This is a genomic window from Nonomuraea sp. NPDC049625 (assembly GCF_040675285.1).
Taxonomy (GTDB): domain Bacteria; phylum Actinomycetota; class Actinomycetes; order Streptosporangiales; family Streptosporangiaceae; genus Nonomuraea; species Nonomuraea angiospora_A.
Genome location: NZ_JBFAOQ010000006.1, coordinates 502,728 through 518,159, shown reverse-complemented (window position 1 = coordinate 518,159; position 15,432 = coordinate 502,728). Strand labels below are relative to the sequence as shown.

The window sequence follows — 15,432 nt, the reverse complement described above, 5'->3', positions numbered from 1 at the left end:
CTCCTCACGTGATCAATCGTTTGAGCGTGCACATATTAGGGGTTATCCGGCGGTTGTACGAGCTCCAAGGTGATGTCGTCGGGGTCGAGGAAGTAGCAGGCGTAGCCGCCCCGGTTGACCCCCGCGGTGATCGCCTCGGGCGGGTTGACGAAGCGCACCCCGGCCGCCGCCAGCCGGGCGTGCTCGGCGAGGGCGTCCTCGACGGTGAGCGCCAGGTGCGCGGCGCCCGGCAGGTGGCGGGCCGGGTCGCGCGGGGCGCCCTTCGGCCGTACGTACTCGACCAGCTCCAGGTCGTGCGTGGAGACGCCGCGGGGCTGGCCGGGCACGGCGAGCTGGGCCACGCGCAGCACGGCGTCGGGGTAGCCGACGAGCCGGCGGGTGTAGTCGTTGTCCTGCTCCTGCCGGTGCACCAGCGCGAACCCGAGCAGGTCGCGGTAGAACTCCACGGACCTGTCGAGGTCGGAGACCGTGAAGGAGAAGTGCCAGACGCCTCTCACTGGAGCGCCTCCTGTCTGAGGGTCGGTCGCGGTTTCGGGTCGCGTACGCGGCGCACCTGTCTCTGCCTGCCCGCCACGGTGTAGATGGCGGCGGCCACCACCACGACCGTGCCCACGATGACGCCCTGGTAGTTGGCGCCCAGGTTGACCACGTTGAAGCCGTTGTCCAGGGTGAACAGGATCAGCGCCCCCACCACGGACTTCAGCACGCTGCCCAGGCCGCCGAACAGCGAGGTGCCGCCGAGGATGGCCGCCGCGAGCACGGTCAGCTCGGTGCCCTGCAATCCCGTCGGGTTGATGGCCAGCAGTTTGGCGGCGAACAGCACGCCGACGAAGCCGGAGCCGAGCCCGTTCAGGACGAAAGCGCCGATCTTGTAGCGGTTGACGTTGATGCCGGACAGGCGAGCCGCCTCGGCGTTGGCGCCCACCGCGTACAGGCGGCGGCCGATCACGGTGTAGCGCAGCACCGCCCAGGTCACCCCGGCGATCACGATCAGATAGTACGTGGGCTTGCTCAGCCGCAGCTCGAACCCGAGCACCGGGCTGAGCGCGACGGCCACCACGCCCGCGATGACGGTCACCACCCCGGCCCGGCCCGACCGGCGCGCCAGCAGGACCACGCCGGCGAGCACGGCCGCCGCCCCGAGGACCGCCAGGACGTGCGGGACCGTCCAGTAACCGGCTTGCAGCGCGATCAGCGAGCGCTGCGCGTTCGGGTCCTCGGCGGTGATCGTGCGGCCGTCGGTCAGGATGAGCACCAGCCCGCGCACCGCCGTCATGGTGCCCAGCGTCACGATGAACGCGTTGATGCCGACGAGCTGCACGATCAGCCCGTTCACCGCCCCGCACACCAGCCCGGCGCCGAGCGCGATCGCCATCGCGGCGGGCAGGCCGAGCGGGGCGACCAGGCTGAGCACGGTCGCGGCCGAGAACGCGGCCACCGAGGCGACCGACAGGTCGAAGTTCCCGCTGATCAGGACCACCGTGGTGAAGACGGCGAGGATCGCGATGAGGGAGGACTGGTCGAGGACGTTGACGACGTTCGTCGGCGACAGGTAGGACGGGCGGCCCAGCTGGGCGGTCAGCAGCGTCAGGACGGCGACGATCAGCACGAGCGCGTAGACGACGCCCGCGTTGCCCGGCCTGAGGGCCGCCGCCCACCGGGAGCGCCCGGGGGTCTCAGGCGGCATCGTGGGCGCCTCCCTCGCCGAATCCGCCGCCGAATTCGCCACTGAATCCGCCGCTTAATCCGTTCGCCAGCATCAGCAACTCCTCCTCGGATGTCTCGTGTGCCGGTCGTTCGGCGACGATCCGGCCCTCGCGCACGACCAGCACCCGGCTCGCCACCGCGAGGATCTCCTCGAACTCGCTGCTCACGACGATCACCGCGCCGCCGCCGGCGGCGAAGCGGCGGACCAGTTCGAGGAGGTCCGCCTTGGCCCCGACGTCCACCCCGGCGGTGGGCTCGTCGAGCAGGAACACCCGCGCGCCGCCGTACAGCCACTTGCCGAACACGACCTTCTGCGCGTTGCCGCCGGACAGCTCGCCCGGCAGGGCGTCCGGGCCGGGGCAGACGATGCCGAGGTCGGCGATGGCCCGACCGGCCCGCTCGGTCTCGGCGGCCTCGCGCGGGAGCGAGCGGCCCGACGACAGGGCCGCCAGGTCGGGCAGCGAGATGTTCTTCCAGATGGGGAAGGTGCCCACCAGGCCCTGGGCGCCGCGGTCCTCGGGCACGAGCGCCATGCCGGCGGCCACCGCTGCGCGCGGGCCGCGGCGTACCGGACGGCCCTCGACCAGCACCTCGCCGTACGCTCTGGGGTCGGCGCCGTAGAGCGCGTGCAGGATCTCCGAGCGCCCCGAGCCCAGCAGCCCGGCGAGCCCGACCACCTCGCCCGCCCTGACCTCGAACGACACGTCGCGCACGCCCGTCGCCGAGCCGAGCCCGCGGACCGACAGCAGGACGGGGGCGTCCGGCGGCACGGGGGCCGCGCTGCGCCGCTCCACGTCGAGGAGGTCGCGGCCGACGATGACCTGGACGAGCCGGTCCTCGTCGTAGTCCGCGGTCGCGCCCTCGTCCACGACCGTGCCGTCACGCAGCACCGTGACCCGGTCGGTCAGCGACAGCACCTCGTCCAGGAAGTGCGAGACGTACAGGAACGCCGTGCCCTGCGTGGACAGGCGGCGGACCACGTCGAACACCACCTGCCGCTCGCCCTCGGCGAGCGAGGCGGTCGGCTCGTCCATCACGACCAGCTCCGCGCCCGTGGCCAGCGCCTGGAGGACGGCCACCATCTGCCGCTCGCCGATCGCGAGGCCGGCGACCTCCGCGTCCGGGTCGATGGCGTAGCCGACCCGCTCCAGCAGCCGGGCGAACTCCGCGCGCCTCGACCGCGGCAGCCGCCAGGGTCCGGGCGCGCCGAGGAAGACGTTCTCCAGCACGGTGAGCGTGGGGGCGAGCGGCACGTGCTGCATGATCGTCGCCACGCCCGCCTTCCGCGCGGCGCCCGGGGTGCGCCAGACGGCCCGCTCGCCCTTCCAGCGCACGACCCCCGAGGTGGGCGGGTGCGCGCCCGCGATGACCTTGATCATCGTGGACTTCCCCGCGCCGTTGGCCCCGACCAGGCCGTGCACGCTGCCCGCGTGCACGGTGAGGCGGGCGTCCCGCAGCGCGACCGTCCCGTTGGGGAACTCCTTGCCGATGCCCTCCAGCGACAGCAGGCTCACCATTGCGGCGTGCAATCGGCGAGGTTGTCCTTGGTGATGGCCGGGGTGTCGTACGTGACGAAGGCCGCGTCCTGCTTCTTCTCCCCGGTCAGGTGCTTGTAGAGGGTGTCGAGGGCGAGCTTGCCGAGGTCCTCCGGCTTGTAGCAGACGGTGCCGGAGATGGCGCCCGACCGCACGGCGTCGATGCCGAGCTTGCTGCCGCCGATGCCGACGATCTTGGCCTTGGAGCCGGCCGCCGACACCGCCTTGGCGCAGCCCACGGCCATGTCGTCGGACTGGGCGTAGAAGAGCTGGGTGTCGGGGTGGGAGGAGAGCATGTTCTGGCAGGCCGACTGGGCCTTGTCCTGCACCCAGTCGCCCGGCTGGCGGGCCACGACCTCGTACGTGGCGCCCTTGGCCGCGGCCGACGTGGGGAACTCCTGGAAGCGGTTGACCACCTCGGCGAACCCGGCCTGGCCCTCCACGACCGCGAGCTTGCCGCCGCCCGGCACGACGCCGGCCGCGATCTCGCCCGCCTTGCCGCCCGCGGCGTACTCGTCCTGGGTGACCAGCGCCACCAGGCCGGGGTAGACGTCCTTGAGCTTGCGCGCCTTGGGGTCGCCGACCTGGGAGGCCACGGCCACGGTGGGGATGTTCGCGGCCTTGAGCCGGTCGGCCAGCCCCTGGGCGACGCCGGAGTCCACCGGCAGCATGAGCACGCCGTCGGGCTGCTGGGCGATGAGGTCCTGGACGTCGTTGCTCTGCTTGTCGGCCTTGCCCTGCGCGTCCAGCTCGACGATCCGCACGCCGAGCCTGGCGGCCTCCTCCTTGACGCCCTTGCCGATGGCGGCCGGGAAGGGGAAGCTCAGGCCCAGGTTGGAGACGCCGATCGTGTACTGCTTCGTGCCCGTCGCACCGGTGGAACCGCCGCCGCAGGCCGTCGCGCCGGCGATCAGGGCCGCGGCGACGAGGAATGACTTCTTCATGGTGCTCCTGCTTCGGTCAAACGTTTGACTTCCTGAGTGATCCGCGTGGCGTCGGGGACCAGGGCCTGCGCGAGGACCGGCGCCGCGGGCATCCGCACGTCGGGCGCGCCGATCCGGATCGGCGGCGCGGCCAGCGCCACCCCGGCGCCCGCGACCCGGGCGACGATCTCGGCGCCGAAGCCGCCGGTGACGTTCGCCTCGTGGACGACGGCCAGCCTGCGGGTGCGGCGCGCGCTCTCGATCACGGCCCCGGTGTCGAACGGGTTGAGCCACGGCGTCTCCAGCACCTCGGCCTCGACCCCCTCGCCGGCCAGGGCCTCGGCCGCCGCCAGCACCCGGTGCGTCATCGCACCCCAGGTGACGACCGTGACGTCGGAGCCCGCGCGGCGGGTGCGCGCCCCGCCCATCGGCTGGACCGGGCCGTCCGTCCTGACCGGCTCCTTCGGGCCGAAGTACAGCGTGCGGTTCTCGACCACCAGCACCGGGTCGTCGCCGTGCACGGCCGTCACCAGCAGGTCGTAGGCGTCCTGCGGCGTGCTCGGCATGCACACCCGCAGCCCCGGCACGTGCAGGAAGAGCGCCTCCAGGCACTGCGAGTGCTGCGCGCACGCGCCCGGCGCGTTGCCCTGCTGGGTGCGGATGGTCAGCGGGGCCCGCAGCCGCCCGCCCGACACGTAGCGGACGTTGGCCGCCTGGTTGACGATCTGGTCCAGCGCCACGAGGGAGAAGTCGGCCCACATGATCTCGACGATCGGGCGGCGGCCGAACATCGCCGCGCCCACCGCGCTGCCGAGGATCGCCGACTCGCTGATCGGGGTGTCGAACACGCGGTCGCCGTACTGCTTGCGCAGGCCCCTGGTCACGCCGAACACGCCGCCGGGCACGCCGACGTCCTCGCCGTACACCAGCGTCTCCGGCAGCTCCTCCATGAGGCGGTGCAGGGCCGCGTTCACGGCCTCGCCGTAGGACAGGTCAGGCATACAGGTGCTCCCTTGCGGTGGCGGGGTCGGCGAGGGGCGCGGCCAGCGCGCGCTCGGCGGCGGAGGCCATCTCGGCCCGCGCCCCGCGCTCCACGGCGTCCAGGTCGGCGGCCGGTACCCCGTCGGCGAGCAGGCCCTCGCGCAGCCGGGCGATCGGCTCGCGCCTGCCGATCCGCTCCAGCTCGCCGGGCTGCCGGTAGGTCTCCGCGTCGCCGATGTAGTGGCCGACCAGGCGCTCGGTCATGCACTCCAGCAGCGTCGGCCCGCCGCCCTCGCGGGCCACCTCCAGCGCGTCGCGCACGTGGAAGCGCACGGCCTCCACGTCGTTGCCGTCGACGCGGCGACCCGGCATCCCGTACGCGGCGGCGCGGTCGGCCAGGCGCGTGTTGCGCACCATGTCGGCGATCGGGGTCAGCTCGGAGTAGCGGTTGTTCTCGCAGACGAACACCACGGGCAGGGAGAACGCGGCGGCGAAGTTCATCGCCTCGTGCACCGCGCCCTGGTTCATCGCGCCGTCGCCGAAGACGCTCACGGCCACCCGGTTCGAGCCGTCGTGCCGGCCGGCCAGCGCCGCCCCGCACGCGATCGGCGCGCCCGCGCCCACGATCGAGTTCTCGCCGTGGAAGCCGTACTCGGCCGCGGTGAAGTACGCCGAGCCGCCCCGGCCGCCGTTCACGCCCGTCGCCCGGCCCGCCAGCTCGGCGAACAGCGCCTGCGCGGGCACGCCCCTGGCCAGCGCCCAGCCGTGCCCGCGGTAGGTCGCGAACAGCGCGTCGTGCGGCTCCAGCACGTCGCACGCGCCCACCGGGACGGCCTCCTGCCCGATGCACAGGTGCACCGAGCCGACGATCGGCCCTTCCGCTCGCAGGTCGCGCACCTTCTCCTCGAACGCGCGGATCCGCCACATGGCCAGCAAATCCGCGAGCCTGCGTTCACTCATCACATCTCCAGGCTTCGAGCGCCGCGGCGCAGATCGCCTCGGCGTCGCCGATGTAGGACTCGGGCGGGATGGGCAGCGCGCCCAGGCTCGCCAGATCGTCCGGTCCCGCCACGTCGCGCAGCGCGTCGGCCAGCGCCCGCCCGCGCTCGCGGGCCTCGTGCGCCGCCTTGTAGACCAGGTCGTGCGCCCGTTCCCGGCCCAGCGCCGGGGCCAGCCTCATCATGTACGCCTCCGCCATGATCAGCCCGCCCTCGGCGCCCAGGTTGGCCCGCATGGCCTCCGGGTAGACCCGCAGCCCGGCGGCGACCCCGGCGGCGGTGGCCAGCGCGCCCGCGGCCAGCTCGGCCAGGAGCGGCACCACGTACCACTCGACCTGCCACTCGCCGGCGGCCCGCTCGTGGCCGGCCTCCATCGCGCGGAACAGGCCCGAGCTGAGCGCGCCCGCCGTGCCGGACATGCCGATGACGGCCTCGCAGCCGATCGGGTTGGCCTTCTGCGGCATCGTGGAGGACGCGCCGCGGTGGTGCCCGCCCGCCTCGCGCACCTCGCCGACCTCGGTCCTGGACAGGTCCACGACCTCGCGGGCGAAGCGGGCCGCCGTGGCCGCCAGGCTCGCGCAGGTCACGCCGAACTCGGCGACGCCGTCCCTGGCCACGTGCCAGGGCACCTCGGTTGTGCCGAGGCCGAGCACCCCGGCCATGCGCTCGCGCACCAGGCTGGAGCGCTCGCCCATCGCGGCGGACGTCCCGCCCGCGCCGAACAGCGACACGACCCGCACTCGCCGCGCCGCCTCGCCCACCCGGTCGCGCTGGCGCGTCACCTCCGCCAGCAGCACCGCCATTTTCGCCCCGAACGTCGTGGGCACCGCCTGCTGGGCGTGCGTGCGGGCGGCGACGACGGTGCCGGCGTGCGCGGCCACCAGCCGGGCCAGCGCGCCGCCGAACGAGCCGAGCAGCGCCCGCAGGTGGTCGAGGGCCTCGCCCATCTGCAGGGCCAGGCCGGTGTCCATGATGTCCTGCGTGGTCGCGCCGTAGTGGACGCGGCCGTTGGGCCCCTCGGGGAGCGCGGCGGAGATCATCCGTACGAGGGGCAGGATCGGGTAGCCCACGTTGACCGCCTCCGACCAGAGGCGCCGGACGTCGATGTTGGCCGGCACACAGGCCGCCTCGATGGCCCGCGCGTCGGCCTCGGAGATCACACCCTCCTCGGCCTGGGCGCGGGCCAGCGCGGCCTCCGTGCGCAGCCAGGCGAGCACGGTCCGCTCGGCGGAGAAGATCTCGGTCATCGCGCCGTCGCCGAACAGCTCGGGCAGCAGCTTGAACGTCTGGCGCACGGTCAGTTCATCTCCAGTCCGCCGTCGACGTTGAGAGCCTGGCCCGTCACGAACGACGCCAGGTCGCTGGCCAGGAAGAGCACCGCGGAGGCGACCTCCTCGGGACGTCCGGGGCGGCGCAGCGGGGAGCGCTCGCTGACCTCCTTCAGGTAGCCGGCGCCCGCGTCGGGGCCGAACCGCCGGTCGCGGTCGGCGATGATCTCGTCCCACATGGGGGTGAGGAAGACGCCGGGGCACACGGCGTTCACCCGCACGGGGGCCAGCGCCTCGGCCGCCGACTTCGTCAAGGAGAGCAGGGCCGTCTTGGTGGCGGAGTAGTGGGCGGCGTTGGGGCGGCCCGAGCGGGCGGCCACCGAGGCCAGCGTCACGATCGAGCCGCCGCCCCGCAGGGCCATCCCGCGCCCGACGGCCTGGGTGAGCCAGAATGTGGCGTTGAGGTTGACGTCCACGATCCGCAGCCACTCGCCGGGCTCGATGTCGAGCAGCGGGGTGGTGCGCATGATCCCGGCGCAGTTCACCAGCACGTCGATCCGGTCGCGGGCGCCCGCCAGCGCCGCCGCCTGCGCCGGGTCGGTGAGGTCGGCCGGCCGGGCCTCGGCGCCTAGCTCGGCCGCCGCCTCGCTCAGCCGCGGGCCCTCCAGGTCGGAGAGCACGACGTCCGCTCCCGCGTCGGCCAGCGCGCGGGCGCACGCGAACCCGAGCCCTCCCGAGCCGCCCGTGACGAGCGCCGTCCGCCCGTCCAGGTCGATCGTGACAGCCATCCCCGATGGTCTCCCGTCTCTCGTTCAAACGATTGACCAGACCATAACGCGAACCGCGCAAACCGGACAAGAGCGTTTTTCGGGAAATCAGCCCCAGCCGAGCTCCTCGTAGAAGGCGGCCCGGGCGAGCTCGAACGAGGCGCGGTCCAGCACCGCGCCCTCGTGGGGCCCCGCAGCGACGGGCTCCTCGTGCATCCGGGGCGGCAGCTCGTCGGGACCGCCGCCCTCACGGGTCGCGTAGGCGCGCATCGCGTCGAGCCGCGCCTGACCGGCCGCCAGCAGGTCGTCCAGGGTGAACTCCCGCCCGAGGACGGCGGTGACCAGGGCGCTCAGGTGGTCGAGGGTCAGCGGGCGGGTGGGGGAGGAGGCGAAGACGCACAGGTTGAGCGCGTCGAGCCCGCTCCACAGCCGCAGCAGCCGGGCGGTGCGCCGGCCCCGCTCGGCGTCGAGCCCGGCGACCGGCGCGGGCTCCGCCCCGATCCGCCGGGCCTCGCCGAAGCTGTAGGCCAGCCCGGCCACGGGGTCGAAGTCGAGGTCGTGCTCCAGCGCGTCGTAGCGCGGCCCGCCGGGGGCGATCGCGTACCCGAGGCCGATGCCCGGCTGGACGCGGGGGTCGAAGCAGGGCAGTTCGGCGCCCTTGACGGTCATGGCGTACGGGGCCGCGGCCGGACCGAGCTTCGCGGCCGCCCGCGCCGCGCCCTCGGCCAGCAGGTCGCCCATCTCGCCCGTACGCCCCGCCACGTCGTCGATCAGCCCGGGCAACGCCTCGGGGTCGCCGAACGCGGGCCCGCCGGGGAGCAGCCCGCGCTCGGCGCACTCCATGGCGAACGCCAGCGTGCCGCCGAGGGAGACCGGGTCCAGCCCGAGGTCGTTGCAGCGGGCGTTGGCGGCCAGCACGGTGTCGAGGTCGTCGATCCCGAGGTTCCAGCCGAGCGACAGGAACGCCTCCTGCCCCAGCCCGCCGGTCCGCCGCTCGGCGAGCCCAGGGGGCGCGTACACCTTGAGGCAGTCGTTGGGGCAGCCGGGGCAGGCCCCGGTGGTCGCCACCGCGCGCCCGTCGTAGTCGGCCGCGGACGGGACCCGCAGCCCGTGCGCGCCGGTCACCGAGAAGTTGCGCACCGCGGCGTACCCGGGGGCGGGCGGATCGCCCACCCATCCGGCGAAGCCGGGCATCCCTGCCTGGATCGCCGCCAGCGGGTTCGTGGCCATTGAGTCGCGGTAGTAGGCGGCCAGCCCGGCGATCGCCCCGGGGTCGGCGACCTCCGCCGCGCTCTCCGTCGTGCTCTCCGCCGCGCTCTCCGTCGTGCTCTCCGCCGCGCTCTCCGTTGGGGCCTCGCCGACGCACACGACGGCCTTGAGGTTCTTGGCCCCGAAGACCGCGCCGAGCCCGTAGCGCCCGGCGGCGTAGGCGTAGTCGGTCACCACGCTCGCGTACCGCACGAGGTTCTCCCCGGCCGGCCCGATCGCGGCCACGTGCGCGCCCTGGCCGTGCCGCGCCCGCAGCGCGTCCGTCGTCGCGGCCGTGCCCAGCCCGCGCAGCTCGGAGGCGTCGTGCAGGGACACCTGTCCGTCCTGGACGAGCAGGTAGGACAGCCGCGCGGCCCGCCCCGTGACGGCCAGCGCCTTGGCGCCCGCCCCGCGCAGGCCCGCCGCGAACGGCCCCAGCGCGTGGGACTCCCCGGCCACCCCCGTCAGCGGCGACTTCGCCAGGAACACCGCCTTGGCCAGCCCCGGCGCCGCCGTCCCGCCCAGCACCCCGGCCGCCACGTACAGCAGCGCCCGCGGATCGTACGGATCGAGCCCGGCGGGCGTGCGCCCGGCCATCAGCCGCAGCCCGAGCACGGACCCGCCGATCTCGCCCGGGTGCTGCTCCTTCTCCACGTTCCCGCTGGTCAGATCCACAATGAACGGCACGGTCAAGCCTCCAGAGCGAAAGAGGAAAGCGAGCCGCACCACATCACACAACACCCGCGAAAGGCAACCCCGTCAGGGCCGCCCCGGGTGCGACTGCAGCCAGCGCGACAGCCCGCGGGCGGCGCCGACGACGGCCGGCACGAGCGTGCCCGGCTGCTGCTGGCCCACCCGCACCACGACCGACAGCGCGGCGATCACCTCGTCCGCCGCGTCCCGCACGGGGGCCGCCACCGACACCGCGTCCAGCGTGACCTGCCGGTCGCTGATGACGTACCCGTGTCGCCGCACCTCGGCCAGCACCCCCCGCAGCCGGCCGGGGTTCGCGATGGTCCGGTCGGTGAAGGCCGCCAGCGGCCCGGCCAGGTACGCCTCCTGCGTCGCGGGCGGCGTGTGGGCCAGCAGCGCCAGCCCGACTCCGGTGGCGTGCGCCGGGAAGCGCCCGCCCACCCGGCTGCGCACGCCGACCGCGTCCCGGCCGGAGATCCGCTCCAGATAGAGCACGTCGGGCGCGTCCAGGACGGCGAGCTGGGCGTGCTGGTGGGTGACCTCGTACAGGTCCTCCAGGAACGGCATGGCGGCCTCGCGCAGGCCCAGCCCGCGCGGAGCCAGCGCGCCCACCTCCCACAGGTGCAGCCCGATCTGGTACCGGCCGTCGCGGTCGCGTTCCAGCGCGCCCCACGACATCAGCTCGCTGACCAGCCGGTGCGCCGTCGTCAACGGCATCGAGGCGCGGCGGCTGATGTCGGACAGGCTCAGCCTGGGGCACTCGCCGGAGAACGCGCTGAGCACGCTGAGGACCCGGCTCGTCACGGTCCGGCCGGCGGGCCGCCGCGCACTTCCGGAAGCCGTCCGGCCCGCCGGCTGCTTGGCCGGCTGTTTGACACTGCCGGGCGCGTGCACGCCGCGGCGCATCGTGGCCGCGGCCGGGCCGTCGTCGGTTGTGGTCATGGTCGCCGCCTCCCGGTTCGGACCTGTCACCCCGCGATGTTCCGGTTTTTATGTTGTTTGCGGCAACGTAAACCCGTGCTGCCTGCGGGTCCAGTCCTCGAAGCCCCAGAGTTTGTTGCGATGGGTAACAATCCAGAAACACACCGAACGACGTTCTGAAAAGTCTTCCGTTCAACGGAGAACGCGGTTACGCAACCTCTCCGCGGCTCATATGTTGCGGGCGCGACCCCAGCCGGTCGGCCCGTTCCTCGAAGGAGCTGTTCACATGGCTGAAGCGCTCAACCCGTCGCTGACCCGCCGCGACGCGGCCCGGCTGCTCGGCGCGGCCGCCCTGGCCGCGGCCGTCGCCCCGCAGTGGACCGCCCCCAGCGCCGTCCGCCGGGTGGACGTCGACGCGCTCCTGCGGCAGCTGACGCTGGAGGAGAAGGTCTCGCTGCTGCACGGCGGCACCGACCCCGCCTCCAAGGGCCAGGCCGGGTACGTGCCCGGCGTGCCCCGCCTCGGCATCCCCGAGATCCGCCTGGCCGACGGGCCCGCCGGCGTGCGCGTCACGGCCAACGCCACCGCCCTGCCCGCGCCGGTGGCGCTCGCCGCGACGTTCGCCCCCGACCTCGCCCGGCGGTTCGGGGCGGTCATCGGCAGGGAGGGCCGCGCGCTGGGCATGGACGTCCTGCTGTCGCCGATGACCAACATCGTCCGGGTGCCGCAGGCCGGCCGGAACTTCGAGACGCTCGGGGAGGACCCGCTGCTGGCCGCCGCGCTCGTCGCCGGCGAGATCCGCGGCATCCAGGGCGAGGGCCTCATCGCCACGGTCAAGCACTACGCGGCCAACAACTTCGAGAACGCCCGCCAGACGATCGACGTCAAGGTGGACGAGCGGACCCTGCGCGAGATCTACCTGCCGGCCTTCGAGGCCGCCGTGCAGGCGGGTGTGGGCGCCGTCATGGCCGCCTACAACCACGTCAACGGCGTGTACGCCGCCGAGCACCCGCACCTGCTGACCGGGATCCTGCGCGACGAATGGCACTTCGCCGGCTGGGTGATGTCCGACTGGTTCGCCACGCACAGCGGCGCGCCCGCGCTCACCGCCGGGATGGACATGGAGATGCCCTTCGGCGTCAACTACGGGGGCCTGGCCGCCGCCGTCGCCTCCGGGCAGCTGGCCGAGTCGGTGGTGGACACCGCGGTGCGCCGCGTCCTCGTCCAGCTCGACCGGTTCGGCCTGCTCGGCGGCGGCCGGCCGCGGCCCTCCCCGGACCCGGCGGGCGGCGCCCGCACCGCGAAGGAGATCGCGCTGGCCGGCGCCGTGCTGCTGCGCAACGAACGGGACCTGCTGCCGCTGGGCCGCGCCGACCTGGCCGACCTGGTCGTCATCGGCCCCACCGCGGCCAGCCCCCTGGTGGGCGGCGGAGGAAGCGCCAGGGTGATCCCCGCGAGCGCCGAGAGCCCGCTGACCGCCCTGCGCCGCCAGGCCGGCCCGGGCAGCCGCATCCGCTGGGCCACGGGCGTGGACCTGGAAGGGGTCCCGGTGCCCGCCTCCGCGCTGGTGCTCCAGCGCGCCCAGCAGGGCGGCACCCCGCAGGCCGCCGCCCAGGTCGACCACACCGGCGCGGACGCCCTGCCCGCCGGCTCGTCGTGGACATGGACGGGCACGCTCACCGCGCCCGCGACCGGCGACTACGACCTGCGCATCCAGGGCGCGGGCGGAGTGCCGTCGTTCAACGGCTCGATCTCGCTGACCCTCGACGGTGTCAGGATCGGCTCGGTCGGCGCCCTCATCGGCGGCAACAGCAGCCTCATCGCGACCTCCGGCGGCCTGACGAACGCCGGCGCGACCGTCCGCCTCGAAGCCGGGGTGGCCAAGCCCGTCACCGTCGCGGCCACCGGCATCGCCGGCACGCCGCTGCAGGTCAGGCTGGCCTGGGTCACCCCGCAGCGCCGCCAGGAGGCGCTGCGCGAGGCCGCCGCGCTGGCCAAGGGGGCGCGGGCGGCGCTCGTGTTCGCCTTCAACGAGGGCACCGAGGGCGCCGACCGGGCCGCCCTCGCCCTCCCGAACGGCCAGGACCCGGTCATCGGGGCCGTCGCCGCCGCCAACGCCCGCAGCGCGGTCGTGCTCAACACCGGCGACCCGGTGCTCATGCCGTGGGTGCGGAACGTGTCCTCGATCCTGCAGATGTGGTACCCGGGCCAGGAGGGCGCCGACGCCACCGCCACGCTCCTGCTCGGCGGGGCCTGCCCGGGCGGCAAGCTGCCGGTGACGTTCCCCGTGCGGGCCGAGGACGTGCCGACCGCGCAGCCCGAGCGCTACCCGGGCGTGGGCGGGGTCGCGGACTACAGCGAGGGCGTGCTCGTCGGCTACCGGCACTACGACGCGCACGGCATTGAGCCGCTGTTCCCCTTCGGGCACGGCCTGTCCTACACCCGCTTCCAGTACGACGGCCTGTCGGTGCGGGCCGCGGGCGGCGGGCTCAGCGTGTCCTTCACGGTCGCCAACACCGGCCGGCGCGCCGGGGTGGAGGTGCCGCAGGTGTATCTCGGCTCGCCGCCCGGCCCGCCGGTCCCGATGCCGCCCCGCGCGCTCGCCGGGTTCGCCCGGGTGCCGCTGTCGCCCGGCGAGCGGCGCCGCGTCACCGTGACGGTGCCGCTGCGCGCACTGCAGTACTGGTCGGACGGCCGATGGACCCTCGCGAGGGGCCGCCGTACCGTCCACGTCGGGTCCTCCTCCAGGGACCTGCGTCTACGTCAGGAGGTCACAGTCCGATGAGACGATTACTGATCGCGCTCGCCGCGGCGGCCCTGGCCGCCGCCTCCCTCCCCGTGCCCGCCGCCGCGTCCGGCGGCGACCGGCCGACGGCGCGTACCGACACCGGCTTCGTACGCGGGGCTCGCGCGGACGGCGTCGACCGCTTCCTCGCCCTCCCGTACGCCGCCCCGCCCACCGGCGAGCTGCGCTGGCGGGCACCCCGGCCGGCGCCCGCCTGGCAGGGCGTGCGCGACGCGTCCCAGTGGGGCAACCGCTGCCCCGCCGCCGCCAGCACCAACGGCCCCCGCTCCGAGACCGAGGACTGCCTCTACCTCAACGTGTTCCGCCCCGCCGGAACGAAGGCCGGGCAGCGGCTGCCCGTGCTGTTCTGGATCCACGGTGGCGGCCTGCAGAACGGCTCGGCCAACCAGCACGACGGCACCCTGATCGCCCAGCTCGAGAACGTCGTCGTGGTGAGCGTCAACTACCGGCTCGGCGTGTTCGGCTACCTGGCCCACCCGCTGCTGGCAGCCGAAGCGGGCACGTCCGGCAACTACGGCCTGGCCGACCAGCAGGCCGCGCTGCGCTGGGTGCACCGCAACATCGCCGCGTTCGGCGGCGACCCCCGCCAGGTCACCATCGACGGCGAGTCGGCCGGCGGCTTCTCCGTCTGCGCCAACCTCGCCTCTCCCGCCTCGGCCGGGCTGTTCGCCCGCGCGATCATCCAGAGCGGGTCCTGCACCAGCCGCCCGTACGCGGACGGCGAGCAGGCCGGCGCCTCCGTCGCCACCGCGCTCGGCTGCACCGACCTGGCCTGCCTGCGCGGGCTGAGCGCGGCCAAGCTGGTCGACGGGCCGCAGTTCGCCTCGTTCCTGTACGGCACGCCCGCCCTGCCGGAGAACCCCGACACCGCCGTGCGGGCGGGCCGCTTCCAGCGGGTCCCCCTGATCGTCGGCGCCAACCGCGACGAGGGCCGCACGTTCCTGCAGGGCGCCCGCGGCTGGACCAAGGAGCAGTACGAGGGCTGGGTCCGCGGCCTCTTCCCCGACCGCGCCGACGCCGTCCTGGCCAGGTATCCGTGGCCGGCGCAGTCCGACCAGTTCACCTCGGCGTACCTGGCGGCGGCCGTCTTCACCGACTCCGGCTTCCTGGCCGGCCTCGGCGGCTGCCCGACGCTGCGCTTCATCGAGGCCCTGTCCACCCACACCCGCGTGTACGGCTACCGCTTCGACCACCGCACCGGCCCCGGCCTGAGCCCCGAGCCGGCCGGCTACGAGTGGGGCGCGGGGCACGCCGCCGAGCTGGCCTACCTGTGGCCGAGCTTCGACAACGGAACCCCGATCGCGCCGACGTTCGACGCCTCGGAGCGGCGGCTGGCCCGCGACATGGTGCACTACTGGGGGTCGTTCACGATCGGCGGGCAGCCGCGGGCCGCGTACTCGGCGCGCTGGCCGGCCTTCAACGGGACCTCCCTCGTCATGTCCCTGAGGGCGGGCGGGAAGTCCACGCCGGTCCCGCTGGCCACGATGCTCGCCGAGCACAACTGCGACCTGTGGGAGGCCGGCTGAGATGATGCGCCGCGAGGGCCGGCCGCGAGATCATGGAGGACCCAGGACTCGCGAAGGGC

General features: G+C 74.3%; 12 protein-coding genes. 2 read left to right on the top strand and 10 right to left on the bottom strand.

The features are described 5' to 3' along the window. Positions 1-35: 35 nt before the first annotated feature. The 10 genes from AB0J87_RS28350 to AB0J87_RS28305 all read right to left on the bottom strand — a co-directional run bounded on the left by AB0J87_RS28350 (position 36) and on the right by AB0J87_RS28305 (position 11,062). Positions 36-497 carry a VOC family protein gene (locus AB0J87_RS28350; RefSeq protein WP_363969898.1) on the bottom strand — a complete coding sequence of 154 codons (462 nt, stop codon included), beginning with the start codon at positions 495-497 and terminating at the stop codon, positions 36-38. Continuing rightward, positions 494-1,687: an ABC transporter permease gene (locus tag AB0J87_RS28345; protein ID WP_363969896.1), complete on the bottom strand. Its 1,194-nt coding sequence runs from the start codon at positions 1,685-1,687 to the stop codon at positions 494-496. Before AB0J87_RS28345 ends, AB0J87_RS28350 begins: the two co-directional genes overlap by 4 nt. Continuing rightward, positions 1,677-3,236 carry a sugar ABC transporter ATP-binding protein gene (locus tag AB0J87_RS28340; RefSeq protein WP_363969894.1) on the bottom strand — a complete coding sequence of 520 codons (1,560 nt, stop codon included), beginning with the start codon at positions 3,234-3,236 and terminating at the stop codon, positions 1,677-1,679. The genes AB0J87_RS28345 and AB0J87_RS28340 overlap by 11 nt, the downstream gene beginning before the upstream one ends. Beyond that, entirely contained in the window at positions 3,218-4,186 is a 969-nt protein-coding gene (locus AB0J87_RS28335) for a sugar ABC transporter substrate-binding protein (RefSeq protein WP_363969892.1), read from the bottom strand. Before AB0J87_RS28335 ends, AB0J87_RS28340 begins: the two co-directional genes overlap by 19 nt. Further along, entirely contained in the window at positions 4,183-5,166 is a 984-nt protein-coding gene (locus AB0J87_RS28330) for a transketolase C-terminal domain-containing protein (RefSeq protein WP_363969890.1), read from the bottom strand. Before AB0J87_RS28330 ends, AB0J87_RS28335 begins: the two co-directional genes overlap by 4 nt. After that, the gene (locus AB0J87_RS28325; protein WP_363969888.1) at positions 5,159-6,106 is read right to left on the bottom strand and encodes a thiamine pyrophosphate-dependent dehydrogenase E1 component subunit alpha; all 948 of its coding nucleotides are present in this window, start codon (positions 6,104-6,106) and stop codon (positions 5,159-5,161) included. The genes AB0J87_RS28330 and AB0J87_RS28325 overlap by 8 nt, the downstream gene beginning before the upstream one ends. Further along, positions 6,099-7,439 (bottom strand): adenylosuccinate lyase family protein, encoded by a 1,341-nt coding sequence (locus tag AB0J87_RS28320; RefSeq protein WP_363969885.1) that lies wholly within the window; start codon positions 7,437-7,439, stop codon positions 6,099-6,101. The genes AB0J87_RS28325 and AB0J87_RS28320 overlap by 8 nt, the downstream gene beginning before the upstream one ends. A gap of 2 nt (positions 7,440-7,441) precedes the next feature. Then, a complete protein-coding gene (locus AB0J87_RS28315) occupies positions 7,442-8,200 on the bottom strand; it encodes an SDR family NAD(P)-dependent oxidoreductase (RefSeq protein ID WP_363969883.1) in 759 nt (252 codons plus the stop codon). Positions 8,201-8,287: 87 nt separating this feature from the next. Then, the gene (locus AB0J87_RS28310; RefSeq protein WP_363969881.1) at positions 8,288-10,114 is read right to left on the bottom strand and encodes an aldehyde ferredoxin oxidoreductase C-terminal domain-containing protein; all 1,827 of its coding nucleotides are present in this window, start codon (positions 10,112-10,114) and stop codon (positions 8,288-8,290) included. A gap of 72 nt (positions 10,115-10,186) precedes the next feature. Then, positions 10,187-11,062, bottom strand: a complete 876-nt coding sequence (locus AB0J87_RS28305) for an IclR family transcriptional regulator (protein WP_363969879.1) — start codon at positions 11,060-11,062, stop codon at positions 10,187-10,189. Between the two features lie 265 nt (positions 11,063-11,327). Between AB0J87_RS28305 and AB0J87_RS28300 the strand changes: the two genes are divergently transcribed. Both AB0J87_RS28300 and AB0J87_RS28295 read left to right on the top strand, forming a co-directional pair. Further along, positions 11,328-13,826 (top strand): glycoside hydrolase family 3 N-terminal domain-containing protein, encoded by a 2,499-nt coding sequence (locus AB0J87_RS28300; protein WP_363969877.1) that lies wholly within the window; start codon positions 11,328-11,330, stop codon positions 13,824-13,826. Further along, positions 13,823-15,373, top strand: a complete 1,551-nt coding sequence (locus tag AB0J87_RS28295) for a carboxylesterase family protein (protein ID WP_363969875.1) — start codon at positions 13,823-13,825, stop codon at positions 15,371-15,373. Before AB0J87_RS28300 ends, AB0J87_RS28295 begins: the two co-directional genes overlap by 4 nt. Positions 15,374-15,432 lie beyond the last annotated feature (59 nt).

Coding starts and splice junctions, on each gene's coding strand:
- AB0J87_RS28345 (WP_363969896.1), bottom strand. CDS start 1,687: ATGCCGCCTGAGACCCCCGGGCGCTCCCGGTGGGCGGCGGCCCTCAGG.
- AB0J87_RS28335 (WP_363969892.1), bottom strand. CDS start 4,186: ATGAAGAAGTCATTCCTCGTCGCCGCGGCCCTGATCGCCGGCGCGACG.
- AB0J87_RS28330 (WP_363969890.1), bottom strand. CDS start 5,166: ATGCCTGACCTGTCCTACGGCGAGGCCGTGAACGCGGCCCTGCACCGC.
- AB0J87_RS28325 (WP_363969888.1), bottom strand. CDS start 6,106: ATGAGTGAACGCAGGCTCGCGGATTTGCTGGCCATGTGGCGGATCCGC.
- AB0J87_RS28315 (WP_363969883.1), bottom strand. CDS start 8,200: ATGGCTGTCACGATCGACCTGGACGGGCGGACGGCGCTCGTCACGGGC.
- AB0J87_RS28305 (WP_363969879.1), bottom strand. CDS start 11,062: ATGACCACAACCGACGACGGCCCGGCCGCGGCCACGATGCGCCGCGGC.
- AB0J87_RS28300 (WP_363969877.1), top strand. CDS start 11,328: ATGGCTGAAGCGCTCAACCCGTCGCTGACCCGCCGCGACGCGGCCCGG.
- AB0J87_RS28295 (WP_363969875.1), top strand. CDS start 13,823: ATGAGACGATTACTGATCGCGCTCGCCGCGGCGGCCCTGGCCGCCGCC.